Annotated in this window: 22 protein-coding genes; 8 read left to right on the top strand and 14 right to left on the bottom strand. The window is 62.4% G+C overall.

Annotated features, from left to right (window positions below; all coding sequences use genetic code 11):
• Positions 1–174: 174 nt before the first annotated feature.
• The 4 genes from typA to uxaC all read right to left on the bottom strand — a co-directional run bounded on the left by typA (position 175) and on the right by uxaC (position 5,837).
• Entirely contained in the window at positions 175–1,998 is a 1,824-nt protein-coding gene (typA, locus tag B4E36_RS14195; RefSeq protein ID WP_345900488.1) for a translational GTPase TypA, read from the bottom strand.
• 119 nt (positions 1,999–2,117) lie between these two features.
• On the bottom strand, positions 2,118–3,956 hold the full coding sequence (gene feoB, locus B4E36_RS14190; RefSeq protein ID WP_292052286.1) for a ferrous iron transport protein B: 1,839 nt from the start codon (positions 3,954–3,956) through the stop codon (positions 2,118–2,120).
• Between the two features lie 81 nt (positions 3,957–4,037).
• On the bottom strand, positions 4,038–4,316 hold the full coding sequence (locus B4E36_RS14185) for a FeoA family protein (protein WP_292052288.1): 279 nt from the start codon (positions 4,314–4,316) through the stop codon (positions 4,038–4,040).
• A 117-nt stretch (positions 4,317–4,433) separates the two neighbouring features.
• Entirely contained in the window at positions 4,434–5,837 is a 1,404-nt protein-coding gene (gene uxaC / locus B4E36_RS14180; RefSeq protein ID WP_292052291.1) for a glucuronate isomerase, read from the bottom strand.
• Between the two features lie 75 nt (positions 5,838–5,912).
• Between uxaC and B4E36_RS14175 the strand changes: the two genes are divergently transcribed.
• Positions 5,913–6,596, top strand: a complete 684-nt coding sequence (locus tag B4E36_RS14175) for a GntR family transcriptional regulator (protein ID WP_292052292.1) — start codon at positions 5,913–5,915, stop codon at positions 6,594–6,596.
• Positions 6,593–7,498, top strand: a complete 906-nt coding sequence (locus B4E36_RS14170; protein WP_345900487.1) for a sugar kinase — start codon at positions 6,593–6,595, stop codon at positions 7,496–7,498. Before B4E36_RS14175 ends, B4E36_RS14170 begins: the two co-directional genes overlap by 4 nt.
• Positions 7,499–7,527: 29 nt before the next feature.
• On the opposite strand, the gene B4E36_RS14165 is transcribed toward B4E36_RS14170, so the two are convergent.
• The 3 genes from B4E36_RS14165 to ung all read right to left on the bottom strand — a co-directional run bounded on the left by B4E36_RS14165 (position 7,528) and on the right by ung (position 10,268).
• Positions 7,528–7,917, bottom strand: a complete 390-nt coding sequence (locus B4E36_RS14165; RefSeq protein WP_292052296.1) for a RidA family protein — start codon at positions 7,915–7,917, stop codon at positions 7,528–7,530.
• Between the two features lie 138 nt (positions 7,918–8,055).
• Entirely contained in the window at positions 8,056–9,483 is a 1,428-nt protein-coding gene (locus tag B4E36_RS14160) for an aldehyde dehydrogenase family protein (protein WP_292052298.1), read from the bottom strand.
• A gap of 89 nt (positions 9,484–9,572) precedes the next feature.
• Positions 9,573–10,268: a uracil-DNA glycosylase gene (gene ung / locus B4E36_RS14155; RefSeq protein WP_292052299.1), complete on the bottom strand. Its 696-nt coding sequence runs from the start codon at positions 10,266–10,268 to the stop codon at positions 9,573–9,575.
• Between the two features lie 100 nt (positions 10,269–10,368).
• On the opposite strand from ung, the gene B4E36_RS14150 reads away from it, so the two are divergent.
• The 4 genes from B4E36_RS14150 to B4E36_RS14135 all read left to right on the top strand — a co-directional run bounded on the left by B4E36_RS14150 (position 10,369) and on the right by B4E36_RS14135 (position 13,623).
• Complete coding sequence (locus B4E36_RS14150) at positions 10,369–10,740, top strand: DsrE family protein (RefSeq protein ID WP_292052301.1); 372 nt, start codon at positions 10,369–10,371, stop codon at positions 10,738–10,740.
• A gap of 170 nt (positions 10,741–10,910) precedes the next feature.
• Positions 10,911–11,885 carry an ABC transporter substrate-binding protein gene (locus B4E36_RS14145; RefSeq protein ID WP_292052304.1) on the top strand — a complete coding sequence of 325 codons (975 nt, stop codon included), beginning with the start codon at positions 10,911–10,913 and terminating at the stop codon, positions 11,883–11,885.
• Between the two features lie 2 nt (positions 11,886–11,887).
• A complete protein-coding gene (locus B4E36_RS14140) occupies positions 11,888–12,826 on the top strand; it encodes an ABC transporter permease (protein WP_292052306.1) in 939 nt (312 codons plus the stop codon).
• Positions 12,826–13,623 (top strand): ABC transporter ATP-binding protein, encoded by a 798-nt coding sequence (locus tag B4E36_RS14135; RefSeq protein ID WP_292052308.1) that lies wholly within the window; start codon positions 12,826–12,828, stop codon positions 13,621–13,623. The genes B4E36_RS14140 and B4E36_RS14135 overlap by 1 nt, the downstream gene beginning before the upstream one ends.
• 23 nt (positions 13,624–13,646) lie before the next feature.
• Here the strand turns inward: B4E36_RS14135 and B4E36_RS14130 are convergent, their stop codons facing one another.
• Positions 13,647–15,350, bottom strand: coding sequence for a GH32 C-terminal domain-containing protein (locus B4E36_RS14130; protein ID WP_292052310.1), 1,704 nt, complete (start codon positions 15,348–15,350; stop codon positions 13,647–13,649).
• Between the two features lie 291 nt (positions 15,351–15,641).
• Between B4E36_RS14130 and B4E36_RS14125 the strand changes: the two genes are divergently transcribed.
• Positions 15,642–17,465 carry a PhoPQ-activated protein PqaA family protein gene (locus B4E36_RS14125; protein WP_292052312.1) on the top strand — a complete coding sequence of 608 codons (1,824 nt, stop codon included), beginning with the start codon at positions 15,642–15,644 and terminating at the stop codon, positions 17,463–17,465.
• Positions 17,466–17,509: 44 nt separating this feature from the next.
• On the opposite strand, the gene B4E36_RS14120 is transcribed toward B4E36_RS14125, so the two are convergent.
• The 6 genes from B4E36_RS14120 to B4E36_RS14095 all read right to left on the bottom strand — a co-directional run bounded on the left by B4E36_RS14120 (position 17,510) and on the right by B4E36_RS14095 (position 23,537).
• On the bottom strand, positions 17,510–18,091 hold the full coding sequence (locus B4E36_RS14120) for an NAD(P)H-dependent oxidoreductase (RefSeq protein WP_292052314.1): 582 nt from the start codon (positions 18,089–18,091) through the stop codon (positions 17,510–17,512).
• Between the two features lies 1 nt (position 18,092).
• Positions 18,093–19,502, bottom strand: a complete 1,410-nt coding sequence (locus tag B4E36_RS14115) for an FAD-binding oxidoreductase (RefSeq protein ID WP_292052316.1) — start codon at positions 19,500–19,502, stop codon at positions 18,093–18,095.
• Positions 19,503–19,504: 2 nt separating this feature from the next.
• The gene (locus tag B4E36_RS14110) at positions 19,505–20,815 is read right to left on the bottom strand and encodes a cytosine deaminase (protein ID WP_414673763.1); all 1,311 of its coding nucleotides are present in this window, start codon (positions 20,813–20,815) and stop codon (positions 19,505–19,507) included.
• Positions 20,815–21,654 carry an ABC transporter permease gene (locus B4E36_RS14105; RefSeq protein ID WP_292052322.1) on the bottom strand — a complete coding sequence of 280 codons (840 nt, stop codon included), beginning with the start codon at positions 21,652–21,654 and terminating at the stop codon, positions 20,815–20,817. The genes B4E36_RS14110 and B4E36_RS14105 overlap by 1 nt, the downstream gene beginning before the upstream one ends.
• Positions 21,654–22,460, bottom strand: a complete 807-nt coding sequence (locus tag B4E36_RS14100) for an ABC transporter ATP-binding protein (protein ID WP_018065042.1) — start codon at positions 22,458–22,460, stop codon at positions 21,654–21,656. The genes B4E36_RS14105 and B4E36_RS14100 overlap by 1 nt, the downstream gene beginning before the upstream one ends.
• A gap of 66 nt (positions 22,461–22,526) precedes the next feature.
• Complete coding sequence (locus B4E36_RS14095) at positions 22,527–23,537, bottom strand: ABC transporter substrate-binding protein (protein WP_026173517.1); 1,011 nt, start codon at positions 23,535–23,537, stop codon at positions 22,527–22,529.
• A gap of 177 nt (positions 23,538–23,714) precedes the next feature.
• Here B4E36_RS14095 and B4E36_RS14090 point away from each other — a divergent pair, with 177 nt between their 5' ends.
• Positions 23,715–24,653 (top strand): LysR family transcriptional regulator, encoded by a 939-nt coding sequence (locus B4E36_RS14090; protein ID WP_292052328.1) that lies wholly within the window; start codon positions 23,715–23,717, stop codon positions 24,651–24,653.
• Positions 24,654–24,738 lie beyond the last annotated feature (85 nt).

Raw genomic sequence — 24,738 nt, 5'->3', positions numbered from 1 at the left:
ACCTCTCGACAGGTTCGGCGGTTGCGGCTTTTAGGGCTTACGCCCTTACCCCCTCTCTGTCGCTTTCGCGACATCTCCCCCTCAAGGGGGGAGATTGGTTGGGGGCTATGCGGCGAGGTGGCACAAAAAAACCCGGCCGCCGGGCCGGGTTCGTTCATTCGATTCAGCGATTGCTCAGCCTGCCGCGCGGGTCTTCTCAAAACGCTTGCGTTCGTTGGAGTCGAGATACATCTTGCGCAGGCGGATCGACTTCGGGGTGACTTCCATCAGCTCGTCGTCCTGGATCCACGACAGCGCGCGATCGAGCGTCATGCGGATCGGGGGCGTCAGCTTCACAGCTTCGTCCTTGCCGGCGGAGCGGATGTTGGTGAGCTGCTTACCCTTCAGCACGTTGACCTCGAGGTCGTTTTCACGCGTGTGAATGCCGACGATCATGCCGGCATAGACCTTGTCGCCCGGCTCGATGATCATCGGACCGCGGTCTTCCAGGTTGAACATCGCGTAGGCGACGGCTTCACCGGACTGGTTGGAGAGCAGGACACCCTGGTTGCGGCCGCCGATCTCGCCCTTGAAGGGCTGGTAGTCGTGGAACAGGCGGTTCATGATCGCCGTGCCGCGGGTATCGGTCAGAAGCTCGGACTGGTAGCCGATTAGGCCACGGGTCGGGGCGAAGAAGCGCAGGCGCACGCGGTCGCCGCCCGAGGGGCGCAACTCGACCATCTCGCCCTTGCGCTCGGCCATCTTCTGCACGACGACGCCGGAATGCTCCTCATCGACGTCGATGACGACTTCCTCGACCGGCTCCATCAACTGGCCGGTTTTCTCGTCCTTGTGCATGACCACGCGCGGACGCGATACGGCGATTTCAAAACCTTCGCGGCGCATGGTCTCGATCAGGACGGCAAGCTGAAGTTCGCCGCGGCCGGAGACGTAGAAACTATCCTTGCCTTCGGCTTCCTCGATCTTCAGCGCGACATTGCCTTCGGCTTCCTTGAACAGGCGATCGCGGATGACGCGGCTCGTGACCTTGTCGCCCTCGGTGCCGGCAAGCGGACTGTCGTTGACGATGAACGACATCGTTACCGTTGGCGGGTCGATCGGCTGGGCGGTGAGCGGGGTCGTGACCGACGGATCGCAGAACGTATCGGCAACCGTGCCCTTGGAAAGGCCGGCGATCGCGACGATGTCGCCCGCCTGGGCTTCCTCGATCGGCTGGCGCTCGATGCCGCGGAAGGCGAGGATCTTGGAGACGCGGCCGGTCTCGACCGTCTTGCCGTCCTGGCTCAGCACCTTGACCGCCTGGTTCGGCTTGATCGAGCCGGAATTGATCCGGCCGGTGATGATGCGGCCGAGATAGGGGTTGGCTTCCAGCAGCGTGCCGATCATCGAGAACGGACCCTCGGCAACCTTCGGCGCCGGGACATGCTCGACGACGAGGTCGAGAAGCGGGCCGAGACCCTGATCCTTCGGACCTTCCGGCGAGGTGTTCATCCAGCCGGCGCGGCCGGAGCCGTAGAGAATGTGGAAGTCGAGCTGCTCGTCGGTGGCGTCAAGGGCGGCAAACAGGTCGAAGACCTCGTTGACGACTTCATCGGCGCGGGCATCCGGGCGGTCGATCTTATTGATCGCGACGATCGGGCGAAGACCAACCTTCAGTGCCTTGCCGACCACGAATTTGGTCTGCGGCATCGGGCCTTCGGCGGCGTCGACCAGAACGATCGCGCCATCCACCATCGACAGGATACGCTCGACCTCGCCGCCGAAGTCGGCGTGGCCGGGGGTGTCGACGATGTTGATGCGGGTGTCTTTCCAGACGACCGAGGTCGCCTTGGCGAGAATGGTGATGCCGCGCTCTTTTTCGAGGTCGTTTGAGTCCATCACGCGCTCGTCAACGCGCTGGTTTTCGCGGAATGCGCCGGACTGTTTCAGAAGCTCGTCAACAAGGGTCGTCTTGCCATGGTCAACGTGCGCGATGATCGCGATGTTGCGAAGTGCCATATTTTTAGATCTCTGGGGCTGGGGCGCAGTCAATGTTCTGGGGAGGAGCGCCCGGTACTCATGGGGGCGCTCTTACACATATTTTGACGAAAACGAAAGAGAATGTTTTGTGGCAGGCTTCAGCCAAAGCCCAAAAACAGCGCACCCTGATAGAACACGAAGGCGACCAGCCAGGCGTAAACCAGCGATACGACCAGCGAAAACACCATGAACAGGGTCGAGCGGCTTTCCGCGCGCACGGTCGCGACCGTGGTCAGGCAGGGGGTGTAGAGCAGGCAGAACAGACAGAAGGAATAGGCGGCGGCCGGCGACACGGTGAGCCCGATCTGGTGGGCGACGAGGCCGGCGGACATGGCGTAGATGGTCGAGAGTGACCCGATCACCACTTCCTTGGCAATGAAGCCGAAGATCAGCGCCAGCGTCAGGTAGGGATTTATTCCTATGGGTGCCATCACCGGCTGCAGGAACTCGCCGAGCCTGCCGCCCCAGGTATCAAGCCCTGTCGCGTCGGTCGGGAAGTTGGTGAGAAACCAGACGGCGATGGTGCCAACGATGATGAAATTGGTGGCGCGGCGCAGGAAGATGCGGAGTTCGCCATAGCCGCGCAGCCACACCTGCCTGAGCGTTGGCACCCGGTAGGGCGGGAGCTCCAGCACGAACGGCTCGGTATTCTTGAACTGTCTCGAGCGCGAGAAGATCGCGGCGGCGAGAAAGGCCGCGACGAAGCTGATGATGTAGAACGAGAACAGCACCAGCGGGCCCTGCGTCGGCGGAAACACGGCGGCGATGATGAATACGAAAACAGCCAGCCGCGCCGAGCAGAGCGAGAAGGGGATGATCAGCATGGTCAAGTGCCTGAGCGGCTGCGAGCGCATCACCCGCGTGCCCATCAGCGCCGGCACGTTGCAGCCGAAACCCATCATCTGCATCACGAAGGAGCGGCCGTCGAGGCCGACGCGGCGCATCCACGTATCCATCAGATAGGCCGCGCGGGAGAGGTAGCCGCTGTCCTCCACCGCCGCCATCAGGAAGAAGAACAGCATGATCAACGGGATGAAGGAGGCGACGGTGGCGACGCCCAGCCAGATGCCGTTGATGACGAAGTTCTTCAGCCATGCCGGGCCGAGATCGAGCGCCGGGGCGAGGGCATGCGCCTGGACCCAGTCGGTGACGGCGCCTGCCACATCCTGCGAGGGCAGGCCAAGCGCCCAGACGATGTAGAACACGACCAGCATCACCGCGAAGAACAGCGGCAGGCCTAAAAGCGGATGCAGCAGCACCCGGTCGAGACGTTCCGTCATCGTCTTCGGGGGCGTTTCCGGGTAATGGACAGCGCCATCGATGGTCCTGGCAAGCGTTTCGGGCGTCATCAGCGTGGCGCGCAGCGTATCGTAACCGGCAAGCGTTGCCGGCATGCCCTCATGATCCGCAAGCGCGGCAGCGACCGAGGCGAGCGCCTCCAAATAGCCCTCGCCATATTTGGCGCTGATCAGATGCACCGGCAGGCCGAGCCGCGCCGACAGTGCTTGCGTATCGATATCGATCCCGTTGCGGCGGGCCTCGTCCGCCATGTTGAGCATGACCACGGCGGGCAGGCCGAGCAGTTTCACCTGCAGCGGCATCAGGATCTGACGGTCGATCTGGCTGGCATTGACGACGATGATGACAAGGTCGACCGGGTAGGTCTTCAGAAAATCGGCGACGACCGTCTCGTCCTCGGAAAAGCCCTCAAGGTCGTATATGCCGGGCAGGTCCACGACCTCGGTCATCCGGCCACCGATCCGCACCCGCGCATTCGACAGCGAAACGGTAATCCCCGGCCAGTTGCCGACATGGGCGCTCGCGCCGGTGATGCGGTTATAAAGCATCGACTTGCCGGTATTCGGCTGGCCGATCATGGCGATGCGGGGAATGTCGTTGCGGGAAAGGTCGGCTTCAGCAGGAGAGCAATGGGACATTATGCGTTCCGGTCTTCAAAGTGCAGGACCGGGCGAGATCGTCCGGCAATTTGACCCGGCGTGCCGTTTCGGCATCATCGTTTATAGCTTTCGAACCTTGACCAGCGCCGCCTCTGAACGGCGGATGGCGATCTCGGTCGCCTTGCCGGCGCGCACCACGAGAGGTCCGCCAAACCAGCCGCGCCTGACCATCATCACCTGATGCGGGCTTGAAAGGCCCATCGCTCTCAGCCGCACCGCCAGCCCGTTTTCGTGACCGCCGGCGTCGATGATTTCGACAACCCCGCTTTCGCCGGGCGCAAGGCTTTCCAACGATACGATCCGGCCCTGCTCGGCCGTCATCATGATCGGGTCTTGCATGGTTCGTTTCCCTGACGTCGTCACGCTTCTATGACACGGCACGTTTATGGCGGCAATAGGTGAGTATCGAGGGAAGGTATAATTAAATTTCTGAAATATATGCGGTTTGCCGCCCACTCAAAGCTTATAGGCGCGTTTGACCAGATTGTAGGTAAGGTCGCGGGCGACTTCCGGCGCCTCGTCCTCGTCCAGCCGGCCGGTGGTCACCAGCGTTGCCAGATAGGCGCAGTCGACGCGGCGGGCGACATCGTGGCGGGCGGGGATCGAGCAGAAGGCGCGGGTGTCGTCGTTGAAGCCGACGGTGTTGTAGAAGCCTGCCGTCTCTGTTGTCATCTCGCGGTAGCGGCGCATGCCCTCCGGGCTGTCATGGAACCACCATGCCGGGCCAAGCTTCAGCGAAGGGTATGCGCCGGCGAGCGGCGCGAGTTCGCGGGTGTAGGCGGTCTCGTCCAGCGTGAACAGGATGATGCTGAGCGCCGGGTCCATGCCGACGGCGTTCAGCAGCGGGCGCAGCGCCTCGACATAGCTGGTCTGGACCGGAATATCGAAGCCGACATTGCGGCCGTGGCGGGCCATCATCGTGCTGGAATGATTGCGGAACGAGCCGGGGTGGATCTGCAGCACCAGTCCATCCTCGATGCTCATCCGGGCCATCTCGGTCAGCATATGGCCGCGGAAGGCGTCCGCCTCATCCGCGCTGCACGCGCCCTTCAGCGCCTTTTCAAACAGCGCGGCGGCTTCGGCCTTCGGCAGGTCCTCGGTGCGGGCGGTGGCGTGGCCGTGATCGGTGCTGGTCGCGCCGAATTCCCTGAAATAGGCCCGCCGCATGCGATGTGCGTCGAGATACTGGTCGTATCTGGTGGTGTCGAGCCCGGTAATCGCGCCGAGTTTCTCGACGTTTTCGGCAAAGCCCTCGAAATCGGGATCAACCACCGGATCGGGGCGATAGGCGGTGATCACGCGCCCGCAGGTCCAGCCGCTTTCGCGGATTTTCCGATGCCATTTCAGGTCGTCGAGCGGGTCTTCGGTGGTCGCAATCACCTCGATGTTGAACCGCTCGAACAGCGCGCGCGGGCGGAACTCCGGTCGCTTCAGGCAGTCGTCGATGTGATCGTAGAATTCATCCGCCGTGTCGGGTCCCAGCCGCTTGGTCAGGCCGAAGACATGCTCGAAGGCGTGTTCCAGCCAGCCCCGGCTTGGCGTGCCCCGGAACAGGTAGAAATTTTCAGCGAACAGCCGCCAGATCGCCCGGCTGTCGGCCTCGCTCGCGCCGCCATCGATGCGGGCAACGCCGAGCTTTTCCGGCGGAATGCCCTGCGAGCACAGCATGCGGAAAACGTAGTGATCCGGCACCACGAACAGTTGCGCAGGATCCGGAAAGGGCTCGTTTTCGGCATACCAGCGCGGATCGGTATGGCCGTGCGGGCTGATGATCGGGAGCCTGCTCACGTCGCGATAAAGCGCGCGCGCCAGGTCCCGCGCCTTCGGTTCCAGCGGGAAAAGCCGGTCAGTGTCGAGCATTTGCGGCTCCTTGGCCCATTGCAATTCGTCTTAAAACTAATATGTTAGTATGTAAGAATTGTCAACGGAGGCCGCATGGTGGCCAGTATCGAGCAGCCCCGCCAGACGGTGACCGATGTGATCTATGACAGGCTCTACCGCCAGGTCATCGAGAACGAGCTACCGCCCGGCACGAAGCTTTCGGAAGCCGAGGTCGCGCGCACGCTCGGCGTGTCGCGCCAGCCGGTGCGCGACGCCTTTTACCGGCTTTCGCAGCAGGGTTTTCTGCTGGTGCGGCCGCAGCGCGCCACGCTCGTCGCTCCCATTTCGGTGGAGGCGGTGATGCAGGCGCTGTTCATCCGCACGGCGTTGGAGGTGGCGACCGTTACGGCCGCCGCGGAGCAGGGAACGGACGAGGATTTCGACAGGCTCGACGCATTGCTCGAGGAGCAGGCCAGGGCGGTGCAGGCCGATGACCGGATGGGCTTCCATCGTCTCGATGACGAACTTCACCGCCAGATCTGCGCGCTGGCGGGCCATGAATACGCCTGGACGCTGATCCGCGAGCACAAGGCCCATATGGATCGCATCCGTCTCCTCTCGCTGTCCTTCACCGCCCATGATGCGTTCGCCGAGCACCGTGCCATCGTCGGCGCGATCAAGGCGCGGGACGCCGATGCCGCCGTTTCCGCCATGCGCCATCACCTTTCCCGGATCGCCGGCAGCATCGAGCGCATCCACCAGACCAATCCCGGTTTCTTCGATCAGGAACAGATATGAAAAACATTCTCAGCATCGGCGAATGCATGGTCGAGATGGCGCCGCACGCCGATGGCGCCTATACGCGCGGCTTCGCCGGCGACACGTTCAACGCCGCCTGGTATCTGGCGAAGCTTTTGCCCGAAGGCGCCACGGTGGATTATTTCACCGCCGTCGGCACGGATGCCGTCTCCGGCGAGATGCTCGATTTCATGGAGCGGTCGGGCGTCGGGACCGGCTGCATCCGCCGGATCGAGGAGCGCACGGTCGGCCTCTACATGATCGCGCTGAAGGATGGCGAACGCTCGTTTTCCTACTGGCGCGGCCAGTCCGCCGCCAAACGGCTTGCTGCCGATCGCGAAGCGCTTGAGGCGGCGGTGCGGGGTCGGGACCTCATCCTGTTTTCCGGCATTACCATGGCGATTGTCGACGAGGCCGATCGTGGCACGCTGCTGGACGTGCTGGCCGAGGCGCGAAAGGCGGGCGCGGTGATCGCCTTCGATCCCAATATGCGCCTCCGGCTGTGGCCCTCGCGCGCGGTGATGGCCGAGACCATCATGCAGGCCGCGGCGATCAGCGACATGGTGCTGCCGTCGTTCGATGAGGATGGCGCGGTGTTCGGCGATGACAATCCCGAGGCCACGATCGCGCGATACCGGGCGCGCGGCGCGGAGGCCGTGGTGGTCAAGAACGGCGTCGATACGATCCATGCCCGGTCCGGAACGGAGGGTGCGATCACCTTCCAGCCGACGCCGGCCGAAAACGTGGTCGACACCACGGCGGCGGGCGACAGTTTCAATGCCGGTCTGATTGCCGCGCTTTCCCGGGGCGTAAGCCTGACCGACGCCATTGGCCAGGCCGCAGCCCTTTCCGCCCGAGTCATCGCCGAGCGCGGTGCTCTGGTGGCCGAAGCGGTTGGTTGAGCGACGGGGCCGTATCCAGACAGGCGCCTTTACGGGACCTTGGCCGCCGTCACCTCAACCTCGACCAGAAACTCCGCGCGGGTGAAGCCCGAGACGATCAGCAGCGTGGAGACCGGCAGGGGGTCGGATATGTACTGGTCGCGCACGTCCATATAGGCCGGGAAATCCTCGCGCATCGTCACATAGCCATTGATGCGGATCACGTCCTCGAAGCCCATATCGGCTTCGGCGAGGATCTTGCCGATCGCCTCGAAACAGAGCTCGGCCTGTCCCTTGACCGAACGCGGGATCACCTCGTCCGCGCCGATGCCGAGTTGGCCGGAGGTGACCAGCAGCCCCGCGCCGGGCGGCACGTAAAGCCCGTGGCTGTAATTTCCGAAGGGTTTGCGCACGCCGTTTGGGTTGATGCTCTTTTTCATGAAACCGCCTCCGAGACCTGCCATGAGCCGTTATTGTACTGATGCCCGACCGTCAGGCCGGGCATGCGATCTTTCGTCATCCGCGCCGCCGAACGGCCATGCGCGTCGCGATCCAATGTAGCGGTTTCGCGGGGAATTTTAAGCCGTGTAGCCGCGTATCCCCTTGATTTCCAGAAAATCCTCCATGCCCCAGGCGGCGAATTCGCGGCCATTGCCGGATTGCTTGTAGCCGCCGAAGGGAATGGCGGTGTCCCAGTCCGGGTCGTTGATCGTGACATTGCCGGCCCGAAGCCGCGCCGCGACCTTGCGGGCATGGTCGAGATCGCTCGATTGCACATAGGCGGCAAGGCCATAGGGCGTGTCGTTGGCGATCGCGATCGCTTCCTCCTCGCTTTGATAGGACAGCACCGACAGCACCGGGCCGAAGACTTCCTCGCGGGCGATCGTCATGGCGTTGTCGACATGGCCGAAAACGGTGGGCTTGACATAATAGCCGTGATTGATGCCGTCCGGACGGCCGGGGCCGCCGACGGCAACGGTCGCGCCCTCTGCGATCGCCGTTTCGATAAGCCCCTGGATCTTGTCATATTGCTGGCGGCTGACGACCGGGCCGAGATCGGTGTTTTCCGCGCCCGGATCGCCGACCTTGAGCGTCAGCGCCGTCTTGCGCGCGATCTCCAGCGCCTCGTCATGCCTTGCGGCGGGCACCAGCATGCGCGTCGGCGCGTCGCAGGACTGGCCGGAATTCTGGAAGCAGGAGCGCACACCGCCGGCCACCGCCTTTTCGAAATCGGCATCCTCCAGCACGATGTTCGGCGACTTGCCGCCAAGCTCCTGGCAGACGCGCTTCACCGTGTCGGCGGCGGTCTTCGCGACGATGATGCCGGCGCGGGTGGAGCCGGTGAAGGAGACCATGTCGACTTGCCTGTGGCCGGCCATGACCTGGCCGACATCGGGACCGGTGCCATTGACGAGGTTGAACACGCCGGGCGGAACGCCGGCCTCCTCCATGATCTCGGCGAAGATGATGGCCGAAAGCGGCGCGATTTCCGACGGCTTCAGCACCACGGTGCAGCCGGTGGCGAGCGCCGGGGCGACCTTGGCCGCGATCTGGTTCAACGGCCAGTTCCACGGCGTGATCAGGGCGCAGACGCCGATCGGCTCACGCACGATCAGGCCCTTGTTGCGCTCCTCGGAGAACTCGAAAGCCTCCAGCGCCTTGCGGGTATTGCTGATATGGGAGGCGCCGACGGGAACCTGGGCGCTGCGCGCAAGCTTCAGCGGCGCGCCCATTTCTCTCATCACCGCCTCGACCAGATCATCGGCGCGCGCACGGTAGCATTCCAGCACCCGCTCCAGAAGCGCCAGGCGCTCCTCGCGCGTGGTGAGCGAGAAGCTCTCGAAGGCGCGTCGTGCGGCCGCCACCGCCTTGTCGACATCCGATGCCTGTCCGAGCGCGATTGCGGTGACGACCTCTTCGGTCGCGGGATTGATGACGTCGAGCGTTTCCCGCCCGTCCGGCTCAACCCAGGCGCCGTCGATGAAGAATTTTCTGTGGTGGGACATCGGTATCTCCGTAAATTGCATGCAGCGCCATCGCGCCGTCTATAGCGCATAAATGTGTTGAAGGTCACGGCAAGGCAAGCGCCGCCTCTTCAACTTTCTCCGGGATCTTTCGGCAATTGCCAGTCGATCGGCTCGATGCCCTGTTCGAGCAGGAACTGGTTGGCCTTGGAAAACGGGCGGCTGCCGAAAAAGCCGTTATGGGCCGAAAGCGGCGAAGGATGCGGGGATTTCAGCACCAGATGCCGGCTTCTGTCGACAAAGCTCGCCTTCTTCTGGGCATAGGCGCCCCACAGGATGAACACGACATGTGGGCACTCATCGTTCACGACGCGGATCACTGCGTCGGTGAATTCCTCCCAGCCCTTGCCGCGATGGGACGCGGCGGCGGCCTGGCGCACGGTCAGCACCGAGTTCAAAAGCAGGACGCCCTGCTTCGCCCAATGCTCCAGAAAGCCATGGTCGACCTTCTGAAACCCGACATCGGCGGCAAGCTCCTTGTAGATATTGACGAGCGAGGGCGGCGTGCGCACGCCGGGACGCACCGAAAAGCAGAGCCCGTGCGCCTGCCCCGGTCCGTGATAGGGATCCTGCCCGAGGATCACGACCTTCACCCGGTCGAGCGGCGTCAGGTCGAGCGCGCGGAAATATTCCTCGCCTTTGGGAAAGACGACCTGCCCGCTTTTCTTCTCGTCGACAAGAAAGGATCTGAGGCCCGCCATGTAGGCGCTTTCGAATTCCGGTTGAAGCTTCTCTTTCCAGCCCGGCTCGAGTCTGACTTCGCCCATGCTTCGCTATCTCCCGTTGGTGTCCTGCCTGCGACAATTGTCGCACTTGTATAGCAACGGTGCCTCACCAATTCCAATAGAGGCAGAAGGAGGCCCCGACATGCAAACCACAGCTTTTGTTGCAACGATATTCGACGGCAAGTCCAACCCGAACAAGGTGACCGTCGCCTTCACCATGGCGCTCAACGCGCTCAAGAAGGGGCACAGCGCCACGATCATCCTGATGGTCGAGGCCGTGGAACTGGGCAAGCCCGGTGCGACCGACGGCATCGATATCGGCGCGCCGTTCGAACCGGTGTCCGACCTGCTCGAGAAATACCGCACGGCCGGCGGAAAGATCGCGATCTGCGGCGCCTGTATGAAGCATAACGGCTTCAGCGCCGAGGACATGGACCCCGCCTACGAGATCATCACCGCGCCCGACGTCATCGATCTTCTGATGAACGCCGAGGGATCGCTGCAGATCACCTGAGGGGGCGCGGCATCCGCGAATGCGAGCCGGTGCGGCAGGGGGCCGCCGGCAGCGCCGGCAAATAAAGTCGCGGGCGGCAACGTTCCGGCGTTGACCGGCGCTTTGGCACAGGCCAAACTGCCGGGCGTGATCACATCGCGCCAAGAACAATCCTGACAGGGGGTTTCGAAATGCTCAACTTCAAGAAAACGGTGTTCGCCACCGCGGCGATCGCCGCTTTTGCCGGCTTTGCCGCTCCGGTCGTCGCCCAGGACACCAAGACCGTCGCCATCACCTATATCGTCGAACACCCCGCCCTTGACGCCGTGCGCGAAGGCATTGTCGAGAGCCTCGCCGAAAAGGGCTACAAGGAAGGCGAGAACCTGAAGGTCGTCGCCCGCTCCGCCCAGGGCAACATGACCACGCAGAGCCAGATCGCCGATGAATTCGCCGGCATCGCACCGGACGTCGCGGTCGGCATCTCGACCCCGTCGGCCCAGGCGCTGAAGAATTCCATGGGCGACACCCCCGTCGTCTTCGCCGCCGTCACCGACCCCGTCGCCGCCGGCCTGATCGAAAACCCGGAAAAGCCGGAAGCCAACATTACCGGCACCTCCGACAAGCAGCCGCCGAAGCCGGCGCTGGAGCTGATCCAGAAACTGGTCCCGGACGTCAAGACCATCGGCGTCATCTATAATCCGGGCGAAGCCAACTCGGTGGTTCAGGTCGATGACATCAAGGCCGGCGCCGAAGAACTCGGCCTGACCGTCGTCGAAAGCCCCGCCGCCCAGTCCACCATGGTGCCGGATGCGGCCCGCAACCTCGTGGGTAAGGCCGACGCCATCCTGCTGCCGACCGACAATTCGGTGATCTCGGTTCTGGAAGCGATCGTGACCGTCGGCGAGCGCGCCAAGCTGCCCGTCTTCACCACCGACACGGATTCCGTCGAGCGCGGCGCGGTCGCGGCCCTTGGCTTCAACTATGCCGAAATGGGCACGGTCACCGGCGATATGATCGCCCAGATCCTTGAAGGCACGCCTGTCGCCGATATTCCGGTCGTGGTTCCCGGCAATCAGGACCTGTTCCTGAACCTCAAGGCGGCCAAGGCCATGGGCATCGAGGTTCCGGCCGACGTCGTTGACAGCGCCAAGAAGGTCATCGAATAAACATGACGCTTTTCGCACTTGCCGGCGCGTTTGAGACCGGCCTGCTCTTCGCCCTCGTGGCGTTGAGCATCTTCATGTCATTCCGCGTTCTGGACTTTCCGGACCTGACGGTGGATGGGAGTTTTCCCCTTGGCGCGGCGGTTTCCGCCGCCGCCATCATCCAGGGCATCGATCCCTTCATCGCGACGTTTTTCGGCCTGATGGCGGGCGCGGCCGCCGGCTTCGTCACCGGCCTCCTGAATGTCCGCTTCGGCATCATGAACCTGCTCGCCGGCATCCTGTCGATGGTCGCGCTGTTTTCGATCAATCTTCGGATCATGGGACGGCCGAACCTGCCGGTCTACGGCCAGGACACGGTGTTTTCCCGCTTCGAAGACCTCGTGGGCGCGGGGCTGTGGAGCAACACGATCCTGCTGCTGATCATCGCCATCGGCGCCAAGTTCATCATCGACTGGTTCCTGAAGACCGAAATCGGCCTCGGCCTGCGCGCGTCTGGCGAAAATCCGGCCATGGCGGAGGCGCAGGGCATCCGCAACGGCGCGATGACGCTGCTCGGCATGTCGATCGCCAATGCGCTCTGTGCGCTCGCCGGCTCGCTGTTTGCGCAGATGCAGGGGGTGGCGGACGTCACCATGGGCGTCGGCACCATCGTCACCGGGCTTGCGGCGCTGATCATCGGCGAGGCCATTCTCGGCCGTCGCACCGTGTTTCTGGCAACGCTCGGCTGCGTCATCGGCGCGGTCGTCTACCGCCTGTTCATCGCCTTTGCGCTGTCGGCGGGCTTCATCGGCATCAAGCCGCAGGACCTGAACCTGATCACCGCCATTGTCGTCGCTGTCGCCGTGGTGCTGTCCCAGAGCCGCGGCAAGAAGGGGCGCAAGTCGATGTTCAATTTTCGCCTCGTGCGCGGCGCGCAGCAATCGGACGAAGGGCAGGACTGATGCTGAAACTCTCCGACATCCACATCACCTTCAATGCCGGAACCGCGACCGAGGTGCGGGCACTGCGCGGCATCTCGCTCGATATCGCCGAGGGCGAGTTCGTCACGGTGATCGGCTCCAATGGCGCCGGCAAATCGACGCTGCTGTCGACCGTTGTCGGCACGGCCAAACCTGATACCGGCTCCATCCATCTCGCAGGTAATGATGTTACCAACTGGCCGGCCGCCAGGCGCGCGGGCCTTGTCGGCCGGGTGTTTCAGGAGCCGCGGCTCGGCACCTGCTCATCGCTGTCGATCGAGGAGAATCTGGCGCTCGCCGCCGCGCGCGGCAAGAAGCGGGGTCTCGCCCTCGCGCTTGGCAAACGCGGCCAGAAGAAGCTTTTCGCCGAACATCTGGAAAAGCTCGGCCTTGGTCTCGAGCACCGCATGGCAACGCCGATCGGCGCGCTTTCCGGCGGCCAGCGCCAGGCTGTCAGCCTGCTGATGGCGACGCTGCTGCCGATGAAAATCCTCGTTCTCGATGAGCACACGGCGGCACTGGACCCCTCCGCCGCCCACAAGGTGCTGACGCTTTCGGCCGAGATCGCCGGCGAAAGCCGGCTGACCACGCTGATGGTGACTCATTCGATGAAGGACGCGCTGGCCTATGGCTCCCGCACCCTGATGATGAATGCCGGCCAGATCGTGCTCGACATTTCCGGCGAGGAGCGCTCGAAGCTGAAGGTCTCCGACCTGCTGGAACGCTTTGGCCGCGCCGCGGGCACCGAGATCGATGACGATCAGCTGATGCTGGCGTAGCAAAAGCGCTCACCGCCCATTCCTCAGAGCGCCAGCGCCCAGACCTTCGCCGACCGGACGTCGCCGTGGCGCAGCCGCATCGAATGCACCGGATCGAAGCCGGCGATGCGCTTGGTGCCGGTCCAGCGGCCATTATCGGCAAAAACCTCGACCGACCCGATATCGAGGAACACCCGGATATGGCTCGGCTTTGCGCCGGGCGCGATATAGCGCGGCGTCGGGTTTTCGGCGTCGTCGCGGTAGACCAGGCTCAGCCCTTCCTCGTCGAGCGTAATCACGATCTCGATATTGTTGTGATAGAGATCAAGCTCGAAGCTCGGGCCATCGAGATCGATGACGATTTCCGCCTGCCCGTTTTCCAGCGTCACCAGTTCTCCGGCCGCAAGCGCTGTTTCATCCACCAGATGGTCGCGCAGGCTTTCCACGCCCTCGATCGGCGGCGTCAGAAGCGTGTCGTCGGCGGCGTCATAGACGAGGTTGCGCGGCAGCGTCATTGCGGTCGGGAAGTCGATTTCGGGCGCGGCGTCGGCCCAGTTGGCAAGCCAGCCGATGCCCACCGGCGTGCCCTGGTCGAGAAAGGCCTGGAAGGCGTAATTGTCGGTGACGAAGTCGAGTTCCTGCTCGAAATGCGGCGTGAATGTCGTGCCGTCGAACTTGCCGACGGTCGCCGTGGTGAGGTTTTTGCGCCCGGTTTCTTCGTGATGGCTGTGCATCAGCCCGCAGATCAGCGCCCAATGGGTGGAAGGATCGCCCGCCGGCCCGTCGAGCGGCAGCAGGCAGGGACATTCGATCACCTGTGTGTTGAACCGGCCCTCCGAATGCAGCACCGAGACGAATTCCCAGCCGCCGGCCGCCGTCACATCGGCGGTCTGATAGAGCAGGACGACGCCTTCCTCGCCCATGCGGCTGCCGAGCAGCATCTTCCAGTAGCCGTCCGGCCCGCGGAAGACGTAAGGATCGCGGAAATCGAGGGTCAGGCCCTCAAGCTCGGGCCGTTTGTCGATCAACGGTTTGGCCGCGCCGGCGAAGATCAGCGATTGCGAGGTCGCCACCATCTGGATTTCGCGCTCGGGATCGCGCTCGATCACGCTTTCGGTGAAGAACACGCGGACGCCGGCGGAGTTTTCCAGCGGAATGGCGGAACCGGAGAAGGCGCCGCCGCGCTTGTCCGGCTTGGCGGTCAACTCCTCGGAGGGAAACAGGAAGATCGGCAGGTGCCGCCAGTGCAGGAAATCCTCCGAGACCGCATGGCCCCAATGCATCGTGTTCCACTTCAGCCCGTGCGAATAATGCTGGTAGAACAGATGCGCCGAGCCGTTGAACCGGCCGAAGCCGTTGGGATCGTTCATCCAACCGAAAGGCGGACGGAAATGATAGGAGCCGGGCGCGGGCGCCGGCGCATTGGCGGCATGGGTGCGTAAGACGGTGATGCCTTCTTCCAGCACCTTGGCATCGGTGAACCAGTAGGCGACCGAAATCGTCGTCGTTTCCGGGTCATAGGCGCATTCCAGCTCTCCGCCATGGGGAACGAAGAACATCCGGAATTCGTATTCCTCGGAATTCTGCACGAACACATTGCCGAAAACCCGGTCGTTCAGGGAAAGCCGCAACTCCGCAGGCGCATGCGGGTGCACGGCCTTGAGCCAGACATGAAGCACGGCATTGACCGGCACATTGCCGCGCAGCTTGCGTAGGCGGGTTTCGTCGGCGGTGGTCAATTCGTACATGCTCGTTCGGCTCCGTTCCTGCGCATCGACGCCGGAACGCCCTGCGCTGTTGCTGCGCCGAACGGCCCGGAATGACAGTCATACGCACCGTGGCAAAGCCAATAAATGGTCACCCGAATGCGCTCTCCCGCACGCGCCGTCTCCCGGCGCCTGCCTGCTCTTTCAGACCTAGTGGTCTGAGCGTCGATGTAAAGAGGGGGCAGGAGAAATGAACAAGCTCAAAATAGATCGTTGAATACAACCTTTGATTGTGTTTATGGTATATATAAATTTAAGGTAGAGGACGTTACCATGTATATAAATCCATTTCGCGCCTATCAGTTCGTTTTTGCTACCGCCGTTTCCGCAGGTTTAGCGCTTTCGGGATCTGCGGCCCTTGCGCAGGCGAACGGCGCGCAGCCGCTGCAATCGCTCTTCGATTACATCAACAATACGACAGGCGCGGCAGGCATTTATGAAAATTGCAGCCAGATCGATAATCTGGCGACTTTAGAGACGACAATGTATGTCTGCGACTATGTCTCCCAGACGAACTGGAAGGGAACGGATCCGGACTACATTTCCGCTACCACGGGCGGCGGCGGATGGACGCACAAGGTTTCCATCGCCGTTCCGAAAAAGATCGGGATGTCGCAGAGCGACTACATCTACATGATCAATGGCGGAAAAGACTATTTTCTCTACGAGGGGATTTTTCAAGATCTCCTGGCGCAGGAAATTTCCGCTGCGCCATTCAATATGGCACCGGATGACCTTGATTCCGTGCTGAATAGCGGTTGCACAACGCCGTCGCAGACCAATTGGTGCCAAACCGCAAACCTATCGGCGCTTCTTTCCTATCTTCTGAATATCCCCATGATCGTTCAGAATTTCGTTCCGAACGAATTGCTCGACATGTTGAGCATTGTCGACGGCAAGACCTATTATGCGAGAGAGGAAGACGACCTCGTCGCCGAGTCGCTTATGCATCCGGCCAATGATGGAATTGATGCAATCGACTATGCCGCGCTGTTTCCGATGGCGTCGTCAGTCGTCCACAGCATGTCCGCCGCCCGGCAAAGCATTGCCCAATTGCCGGCGCTTTCCGGCCTTCCCCAGGTAGGGCAGTATGTCCTGACAGGCGCCTCCAAACGCGGATGGACGACCTATCTCGCCACCGCATATGATCGCCTGTCGAACCGGTTGGTCAAGGCCGCCGTTCCGATCGTCATGCCGATCGATATCAAGTCGGTCCTGGCGCAGGTGCATGCGAACTATCAGTTTTCGAACCTCTATAATGGTTGGCCGCAGGACCTGCAGCCTTATGAGCAGGACCCCCAGGGCACCGGCAACAGGAATCTGTTGGACAAAATGATGTCGGGAGAGCTGGACAATCTGCTGACCCAGATCGACATCGTCTATTATCTGCAATCGAATCCGCAGCTGCTCAACCAGTTTCCGCTTCTCGAAGTGGCCGCCTCGCATGACGGATTTTTCACGCCCGCTGCGCCCGCCATCTACATGAACGACTTCTGGAATAATGGATACGATCCTTACGCGACGCTGATCATCCTGCCCAATACCACCCATAGCGACGTTACCCCGTCGGAGGTTTCCGACCTTGTCGGCGCCGCGCTTCAGATCACCGGTTTCGCCATCGATGTTACCGGCAATACGGGAAATGTGCTGAACTATACGCCAAATTCAGGTTTTTCATTCCCCTTCATGAGTCAGATTCAGGTCAATGGCGGCGTCATGTCCGTGGAGACGAACAATCAGCCCGGGGCGGTCGATCTCCCCAATGGTGGAAAGAGTGCCAGTCCCGTCTACTATAGATGTACCTATACCGACGAGAAGGATGATCTTCTCTTTCCGGGCACACAACCGGGTGAGACCACGTATTCGGAGCCTGCCTATTTTGAGAATGTCACCTTCCAACACCCTTCCCCGCTGGAATGGCGTTGGGCGATGGACGTGGATTCGCTCGCAGGCCAGATGAGCCAGTGCAATGGAAGCAATAGTTCAAATTACCTGTCCTTTTTCATCGGGGTGAATTATCCGGGACCCGATGGCGACTTTATCGGGGATCATTACCGCAACAGCCCGATCTACGTTATCGACAATCCGAACAGGTAGGGATTATCGATATCGGACAGGAAATGATGGACGGATGGAGGCCCTTAAAAGGCCTCCATCTCGCTTTTCACATGATCGAGAAAGCGGGCGCGGGTTTCTTCGGTGCAGTTGTTCATGTCGTAATGGGCCATGAAGCGCACCGGGGCGCCGATCTTGATCTGGGCGCGCAGCACGCGCTTGATCATCTTTTTCGGTGGATTGCCGGCCAGGAAGGCCCGCATCGGCGTCGCGCCATAGGTGAAGACGGCGGCGGCCTTGGTGATGTGCCGCAGCGTCGGTTTCAGCTTGCCATCCTCCAGCGCGAAACTGACGCCCGGCAGCCAGACGCGGTCGAAATAGCCCTTCAGCATCGCCGGATAGCCGAAATTCCAGATCGGCGTGACGATCACCAACGCCTCGGCCTTCTGCAGCCGCTCGACATAGGAGGCGACCGGGGCGGTATTTTCCGGATAGTCGTGATAGCCGATCCGCTCCTCGCGGGTCAGCACCGGCTGGAAGTTCTCGGCATAGAGGTCGCAATCGTCGACGTCATGGCCGGCCTTGGTCAGGCTTTCGACAACCTGTCTGTGGAGGGCCGCGCCATAGCTGGTTTCCACCGGGTGGGAGAAGAGCACGAGAACCCGCATCTCACTCCGCTCCGGTCTCGGCAAGACCCTTGAACAGGAAGTTCTTGCCGGCCTTGAAGTCGAAATCCGGATTTTCCCAGGCGATCATCTTGCCGGGGTTCATCAGGCCCTTGGGGTCGGTTTCCTTCTTGAAGGCAAGCTGCAACTCGTCGGTCTGCTTCATGCCGCCTTCTTCCAGCGTGTAGCGGTGCGGGTTGAAGATCGGGCAGCCATGGGCCTCGTGGATCAGGATGATCTCCTCCAGCCGCTCCGGCGTGGTGTAGCGCACCAGCGGCAGGCCGGAACATTGGATCGCGCCGTCGAAACGCAGGAATTCCAGATGGCCGATGACCTCGTCGCCGAAAAGCTCGGTCATCTCGCGCACCTTCTCGACATGGTCGGGGCCGGGATACTGCACCTGGAGATAGGTGAAGCTGTCGGGCTCCATCTTCAGCGCGCGCAGCGTGGTGTGGTTCCAGCCAAGCTCATAGGCGCGCGGAATGCCGCGCAGGCTCTCCACTTCATCGGCGCGGAACCGGATTTCGCCCTTCATCAGCTTCACCAGCGCCTCGAAAGGCGCGAGCGCGTGGGGGGCGACCATGACCACGGTGACGGCTTCGCCCTCCCTCAGCCACGGCTTGTGGCGGGTGAAATATTCGTAAGGGACGGGGGCGGCGATCGGCGCGATTTCCTTGACCAGAATCCCGGAGGATTTCGCCAGCCGGTCGGAAAACCGCACCGCGTCCATGAAGCTCTCGTGGCCGACGATCACGTCCACCCAGTCATAGGCGGGTGCGAGCGGCATTTCGACCTCGGTGATGATGCCGTTGGTGCCGTAGGCGTGGGAGACCTTCAGGAGATCGCGCGCCGTCAGTTCCATTACGCGGGGCTCTTCTTCCAGCGTGACGATCCTGAGGCGGAGCACATTGCCGAGGTCGCGCAGCCCGCCCCAATGGACCGAGCCGACGCCGCCGGAACCGCCGGCGATGAAGCCGCCAAGGGTGGCCTGGCCGGTGGTGGAGGGGTGAAAGCGCAGTTCCTGGCCGGATTTTTCCTTCAGTTCGCGGTCGAGCTGGGCGCAGATGATGCCGGGCTCGGTGATGACGCGGCCGGGGTGAATTTCCTTGATCCGGTTCATCTTGGTCATGTCCAGCACGATGCCGCCGGAGAGCGGCATGCACTGGCCGTAATTGCCGGTGCCGCCGCCGCGCGCGGTAACCGGCACATCATGGCGGAAGGCGACCTTCAGCACCTTGATCACCTCCTCCTCGCTTGCGGGCGAGACGATCAGGTCGCCGGTGACGTTTTCGAGCTGGGCCTTCAGGATCGGCGAGTACCAGTAGAAATCCCGGCTCTTGCGGGAAACGAGGTTGGGATTGTCCTCGATGGCGATGCCGTCGAGTTCGGCCTTGATCTGTTGATAGTCCGGCATGTTCACTTATCCATCAGCGGGTCAAGTTCGCGATAATCCGGCAGGCTGCGGTCGATGCCCATGCCATTCCGCATCACGATGCGGTCAGCCTGCGGACGGGAAAGGAATTCGCTCCAGCGGCGCGCGCTGAAAAGCACCAGATCGGCGGGGCCGCCTTCGGCGATCACGCCGCGCTCCGGCCTGCCGAGGATTTCGGCGGGGGTGCGGGTGATGATGCGCGGCGTATCATCCAGCGGATGATCGAGATGAAGAATGCGCACCGACTCGCGGATCACCTCGACGGGGTCGAGATCGCCGTAAGCGTAGAACGGGTCGCGGGTATTATCGGAGGCGACGGCGGTTTTGACGCCGGCGGCCGCGAGCTCCTTGAACAGCGTCACGCCGCGCCAGCGCGGGGTGACGCCCGCGTGGCGGTCCTGAAGATACATGTTGCACATCGGCAGCGAGACGACCGCGATCTCCGCCTCGGCGACACGGTCGATGGTGCGCCGCGCCGTGTCCTCATCCTGCCTTGCGAGCGAACAGCAATGGCCGACGGTGACCGCGCCTTCGAATTTATTGCGCATTTTGGCCTCTGCGATGCGGCCAAGGGTCAGCACCTCGCGGTCTTCGGTCTCGTCGACATGGAGGTCGATATCGAGCCCGGCGTCGCCTGCCGCCTGGAACATCCGGTCGAGCCTTGCGTCGAGATCGGGCAGCATCTGGGTGACGCCGCCGATCAGGCCGTTGCGGCGTTTCAGCAGGGCCACCAGATCATCAAAGAACGGCTCGAAAATCATGTCGATCGCAAACAGGGCAACGGCCTGAAGCTCGATCCGGTCCGCCCATTTCTCGCGGATATCGGAAAACACCTCGAAGGAGATCTCGTGCTGCGGCGGCAGGCTGTCGATATGGGTGCGCAGCAGGCCGGTGCCGTGGGCATAGGCGCATTTCAGCGAGAACTCCATGCGGGCGGCGACATCGTCCGCCGACCAGTTGGCCTGGCGGTCGGCGCTGACGTTTTCGAGCGCGCCCATGAAGGTACCGTCGGGATTGCGGCGGCGCTCCCAGATATGGCCCTTGTCGATATGGGTATGCATGTCGGTGAAGGTTGGCCAGACCATGCCGCCGCGAAGGTCGGTGGCGGGCAGGGCGGCGGGTGCCGCGCCGGGCGCGGCGATCGCGCCGATCCTGCCGTTTTCGATGGTGATATCCGCAGAGATCAGCCCCTCGCGCGCATCAAGACCCGTCGTATCGGCAAGGCAGATGGCGGGGAGGGTGGCATTCTTGAGAACGAAGGCCGGGGCCTCGGGAAGCGTGACGAAACCGGTCATCAATTCTCTCTCTTGAGGCTGCTTTCATGCCAGCGATGCAGGAACAGCCAGGCGATGAAGGATGTCAGCGCGAAGATCGCAACGCCAAGGCAGGCGAGCATGAACAGCGCCGCAAAAAGCCGCGGAATGTTCAGCCGGTACTGCGATTCCAGGAGCCGGAAGGCAAGGCCGGAGCCGGCCCCGGCGGAGCCAGCGGCAAATTCGGCAACCACGGCCGCGATCAGCGCCAGCCCGCCGCCGATCCGAAGCCCGGTCATGAAATAGGGCAGCGAGGCCGGCAGTTTCAGGTGGATCAGCGTCTGCCAGCGTGAGGCGCCGTAAAGCTCGAACAGGTTCAGAAGATTGTGGTCGACGCTCTTCAGCCCCTGCGCCATGTTGGAGAGGATCGGGAAGAACGCCACCAGGAAGGCGCAGATCAGCAGCGCGATTTGTGTTGTCGGCGTGTAGATCAGGATCAATGGCGCGATCGCGACGATCGGCGTGACCTGCAGGATCACGGTGATCGGGTAGAGCGCGGTCTCGATCCAGCGCGACTGCACCATGATCACCGCAAGGCCGACGCCGCCGACAAGCGCCAGCCCCAGCGAGATGAAGGTGATCTTGGTGGTGACCCACAAGGCAGGCGCAAGCGTGCCCCAGTCCTCGAAGAAGGCTTCCGCCACCAACGCCGGGCCGGGCAGGATATAATGCGGGGTCTGGTAGATGATCACGATCGCCTGCCAGATCGCGATCAGCAGCACGATCACCGCGATCGGGATAACGATCCTGAGAATGGTCTCGCCATTGCGGACGAAGAAGCCGGGGCGGGCGTAGGTCTGTTCCGTGTTTTCGTCACTCATCAGTGCTCGCCTCCCGCTGCCTGAATGGCGCCCTGAAGCGAGCGCGAGACCTTCTCGCAGGCGAGCCTGTATTCCTCCGATGTGCGGTAGCTCTCGTCGCGCTCCTGGCTGGTATCGAGCGGGAAATCGTCGAATACCTGTCCGGGCCGCGCGCGCATCACCACGATGCGGTTGGAGAGATAGGCGGATTCGAACACCGAATGGGTGACGAAGATCACAGTGATGCCGGTCGCATGCCAGAGCCGCAGCACATCGTCATTGAGCTTCTGCCGGGTGATCTCGTCGAGCGCCGCGAACGGTTCGTCCATCAACAGCAGTTTCGGCTTGGTCACCAGCGCGCGGGCGATCGACACACGCATCTTCATGCCGCCGGAGAGTTCGCGCGGATAGGCATTGGGGAAATCCTGAAGGCCGACGGTCGCGAGCGCCGCCATGATCTCGTCGCGCACGCCCGCCTTGGATTTACCGCGCAGCTTCAGCGGCAGGAAGACATTGTCGAACACCGTCGCCCACGGCATCAGCGTCGGTTCCTGGAACACGAAGCTGATATCGCCTTCCGGCTTTCCCTTGGCGGAGATGCGCGAGGTCGGCCAGTCGATCGTCCCTCGCGTGACGTCGCCGAGCGAGGCCATGATCCTCAGCGCCGTCGACTTGCCGCAGCCCGAAGGGCCGAGCAGGCTCACGAACTGGCCCTGACAGACGGTGAGGCTCATATCCTTGAGCGCGATCGTGCCGTTGGAGAAGATCTTGGTGACATGCTCAAGCTTCACCAGCGGCTTTTGTGTGAGTGCCTCGGCGGGCGCCATGCGGTTTTCCTGTATGCGTAAACGGGCCGCGCCCCGCGCGGGCGCGGGGCGCGAGATGCGATCGGATTACTTCATCAGGTCCTTGCCGACGCCCTTGCAGACGAACTGCGTGGTGTAGGCCTTGGTGTAGTCGAGGTCGGCTTCATAGAGCCCGATATCGACCATGTCGTCGAAGAAGGTCTTGAAGTGTTCATCGGTCATGCAGCCGATGCCGCCTTCCTCTGCCTCGCCGGAGACGACGATGCCGTATTCCTTCATCTTGTCGATGGAGAACGCGATCTGCTCATCCGTCATTTCCGGATTGTCTTTCTTGATCAGATCGTTGGCGGCCGTGTTGTCGCCGTAGAGGTAATTGTACCAGCCTTCGATCGAGGCATCGACGAAGCGCTGCACGAGGTCGGGGTTCTCATCGACCATCTTCTGCTGAGCGGTGATCATCGTCGAATAGGGCGAGTAGCCGCTGTCGGCGAGCAGGAAGACCTTCGGCGTCCAACCGGCTTCCTTTTCCACCGAATAGGGCTCCGATGTCAGATAGCCCTGCTGGGCGGATTGCGGATCGGCGATGAACGGGGCCGGGTTGAAGGTGTAGGGCTTGTACTGCTCGTCGCTGAAGCCGTCGAAATTGGCCTTCATCCACTGGAAATAGGACAGGAACCCGTCCTTGCCCATGAAGATCGTCGGCAGTTTGGCGAGATCGGCGAATTCCTCGATGCCTTGATCGGGATGCGCCATCAGGATCTGCGGGTCCTTCTGGAAGATCGCGGCGACATCGATCAGCGGAATGTCCTCGACCACGGCGTCGAATTCGCCCTGCGGCGAGCCCATGTAGAAATCGACCTTGCCGGCGATCAGCAGCGCGCGGTTGGCCGCCTGCGGGCCGCCCTGCACGATGGTGACGTCGAGGCCGTACTTCTCGTAGGTGCCGTCGGCAACGGCCTGGTAGAAGCCGCCATGCTCGGCCTGGGCCAGCCAGTTGGTGCCGTAGGAAACCTCGTCGAGCGCAAGCGCCGGCGCTGCGGCAGCAAGCGTCAGGCCGGTGAGAGCCGCAAGCCCGGTCATGCTGGATTGAAGTGACATTTCTCGTTCCCCTTCGCGTTTTGCTGAAGCCTTATGATTGGCATTTGAGCGGCTTAACCGCTGTTTGAGAAGTATCAATTTTCGTGCGCATCGATGCCTTTTTTGCACAAGGCTCGCGAATGATATAATTGTAGTCGCACTGCGTAAAAATTGGTCACTCCAGCCGAGTTTACCCCGATGCTGCACTCCCGCAAACTGCAATATATCGATGAAATCGCCCGTTGCGGATCGATCCGAAAGGCCGCCCAGAGGTTGAATGTGGCATCGTCGGCGGTCAACCGGCAGATCCTGGCGCTGGAGGAGGAGCTTGGCGCGCCGTTGTTCGAGCGGCTGCCGCGCGGCTTGCGGCTGACGGCGGCGGGCGAGATGTGCGTCGAGCATATCCGCGAGGTGCTGAAAAGCTATGACCGGCTGGAGGCGCGTATCCGGGCGCTGAAAATGCCGCAGGCCGGCAAGGTCACGCTGGTTACCACGGTCGGGCTTGCGGCCGGGCCGCTGCCGGAGATCATCGCCCGTTTCGTGGCGGAAAACCCGCGCATCCGCATTCACCTGCGCTCCGATATCGGCGATACCACCATTGCCTCGGTGGTCACCGGCGATGTCGATCTCGGGCTCGGCTTCAACATTCCGCCGACGCCCGGCATCCGCACCGTCGCCACCTTCGATGTGCCGATCGGCGCGGTGCTGCCCCCCGGCCATCCGCTTGGCGAACAGGAGCGCGTCAATGTCGCCGATGTCGTGCAGGAGCCGCTGGTGCTGGCGCAGACGGGCACCAGCCTGCGCAATGTCATCAATCTCATGCTGTCGCCGCTGCCGCTGCCGATCGAGCCGGTGGTGGAGACCAATGCGTCGGAAATGCTGAAACAGCTGGTCAAGCGCGGCACGGGCCTGACCTTCCTCAACCCGCTCGATGTCTATGACGATTGCGCCAAGGGAGAGCTTGTCTTCCGCCCGGTTGCCGACCCGCATGTGCGCCACCAGCCGATGAAGCTCTTCGCCCGCGCCCGCGCGCCTCTCGATGCCGCCACCAATCTGTTCGTGGACTATCTGCTGCGCGAACTGGCCGCGATGATCGCGACGCTGCAGGAGCGCCGGCATTTGCCGGAGTCGGTGTAGTTGTCCCGGCTGCCGACCTTCGTGATTCTGACGGTAACGCTGGATTGAGGCGGTGCAACCACCAATCTCTCCCCTTGAGGGAGAG

Source organism: Martelella sp. UBA3392 (genome assembly GCF_002358775.1).
Lineage (GTDB): Bacteria > Pseudomonadota > Alphaproteobacteria > Rhizobiales > Rhizobiaceae > Martelella > Martelella mediterranea.
Note: the sequence above shows the minus strand (reverse complement) of the source record. Positions and strands in the feature narration are given on the sequence as shown.

Excerpts from the sequence above, each read along its gene's own strand:
- B4E36_RS14170 (WP_345900487.1), top strand. The coding sequence starts at position 6,593 with ATGAAAAACATTCTCAGCATCGGCGAATGCATGGTCGAGATGGCGCCG.
- uxaC (WP_292052291.1), bottom strand. The coding sequence starts at position 5,837 with ATGCTCGACACTGACCGGCTTTTCCCGCTGGAACCGAAGGCGCGGGAC.
- B4E36_RS14090 (WP_292052328.1), top strand. The coding sequence starts at position 23,715 with ATGCTGCACTCCCGCAAACTGCAATATATCGATGAAATCGCCCGTTGC.
- B4E36_RS14185 (WP_292052288.1), bottom strand. The coding sequence starts at position 4,316 with ATGCAAGACCCGATCATGATGACGGCCGAGCAGGGCCGGATCGTATCG.
- feoB (WP_292052286.1), bottom strand. The coding sequence starts at position 3,956 with ATGTCCCATTGCTCTCCTGCTGAAGCCGACCTTTCCCGCAACGACATT.
- B4E36_RS14145 (WP_292052304.1), top strand. The coding sequence starts at position 10,911 with ATGCTCAACTTCAAGAAAACGGTGTTCGCCACCGCGGCGATCGCCGCT.
- B4E36_RS14150 (WP_292052301.1), top strand. The coding sequence starts at position 10,369 with ATGCAAACCACAGCTTTTGTTGCAACGATATTCGACGGCAAGTCCAAC.
- B4E36_RS14140 (WP_292052306.1), top strand. The coding sequence starts at position 11,888 with ATGACGCTTTTCGCACTTGCCGGCGCGTTTGAGACCGGCCTGCTCTTC.
- B4E36_RS14095 (WP_026173517.1), bottom strand. The coding sequence starts at position 23,537 with ATGTCACTTCAATCCAGCATGACCGGGCTTGCGGCTCTCACCGGCCTG.
- B4E36_RS14135 (WP_292052308.1), top strand. The coding sequence starts at position 12,826 with ATGCTGAAACTCTCCGACATCCACATCACCTTCAATGCCGGAACCGCG.
- B4E36_RS14100 (WP_018065042.1), bottom strand. The coding sequence starts at position 22,460 with ATGGCGCCCGCCGAGGCACTCACACAAAAGCCGCTGGTGAAGCTTGAG.
- B4E36_RS14175 (WP_292052292.1), top strand. The coding sequence starts at position 5,913 with ATGGTGGCCAGTATCGAGCAGCCCCGCCAGACGGTGACCGATGTGATC.
- typA (WP_345900488.1), bottom strand. The coding sequence starts at position 1,998 with ATGGCACTTCGCAACATCGCGATCATCGCGCACGTTGACCATGGCAAG.
- B4E36_RS14165 (WP_292052296.1), bottom strand. The coding sequence starts at position 7,917 with ATGAAAAAGAGCATCAACCCAAACGGCGTGCGCAAACCCTTCGGAAAT.
- ung (WP_292052299.1), bottom strand. The coding sequence starts at position 10,268 with ATGGGCGAAGTCAGACTCGAGCCGGGCTGGAAAGAGAAGCTTCAACCG.
- B4E36_RS14160 (WP_292052298.1), bottom strand. The coding sequence starts at position 9,483 with ATGTCCCACCACAGAAAATTCTTCATCGACGGCGCCTGGGTTGAGCCG.
- B4E36_RS14105 (WP_292052322.1), bottom strand. The coding sequence starts at position 21,654 with ATGAGTGACGAAAACACGGAACAGACCTACGCCCGCCCCGGCTTCTTC.
- B4E36_RS14115 (WP_292052316.1), bottom strand. The coding sequence starts at position 19,502 with ATGCCGGACTATCAACAGATCAAGGCCGAACTCGACGGCATCGCCATC.
- B4E36_RS14120 (WP_292052314.1), bottom strand. The coding sequence starts at position 18,091 with ATGCGGGTTCTCGTGCTCTTCTCCCACCCGGTGGAAACCAGCTATGGC.
- B4E36_RS14130 (WP_292052310.1), bottom strand. The coding sequence starts at position 15,350 with ATGTACGAATTGACCACCGCCGACGAAACCCGCCTACGCAAGCTGCGC.
- B4E36_RS14110 (WP_414673763.1), bottom strand. The coding sequence starts at position 20,815 with ATGACCGGTTTCGTCACGCTTCCCGAGGCCCCGGCCTTCGTTCTCAAG.
- B4E36_RS14125 (WP_292052312.1), top strand. The coding sequence starts at position 15,642 with ATGTATATAAATCCATTTCGCGCCTATCAGTTCGTTTTTGCTACCGCC.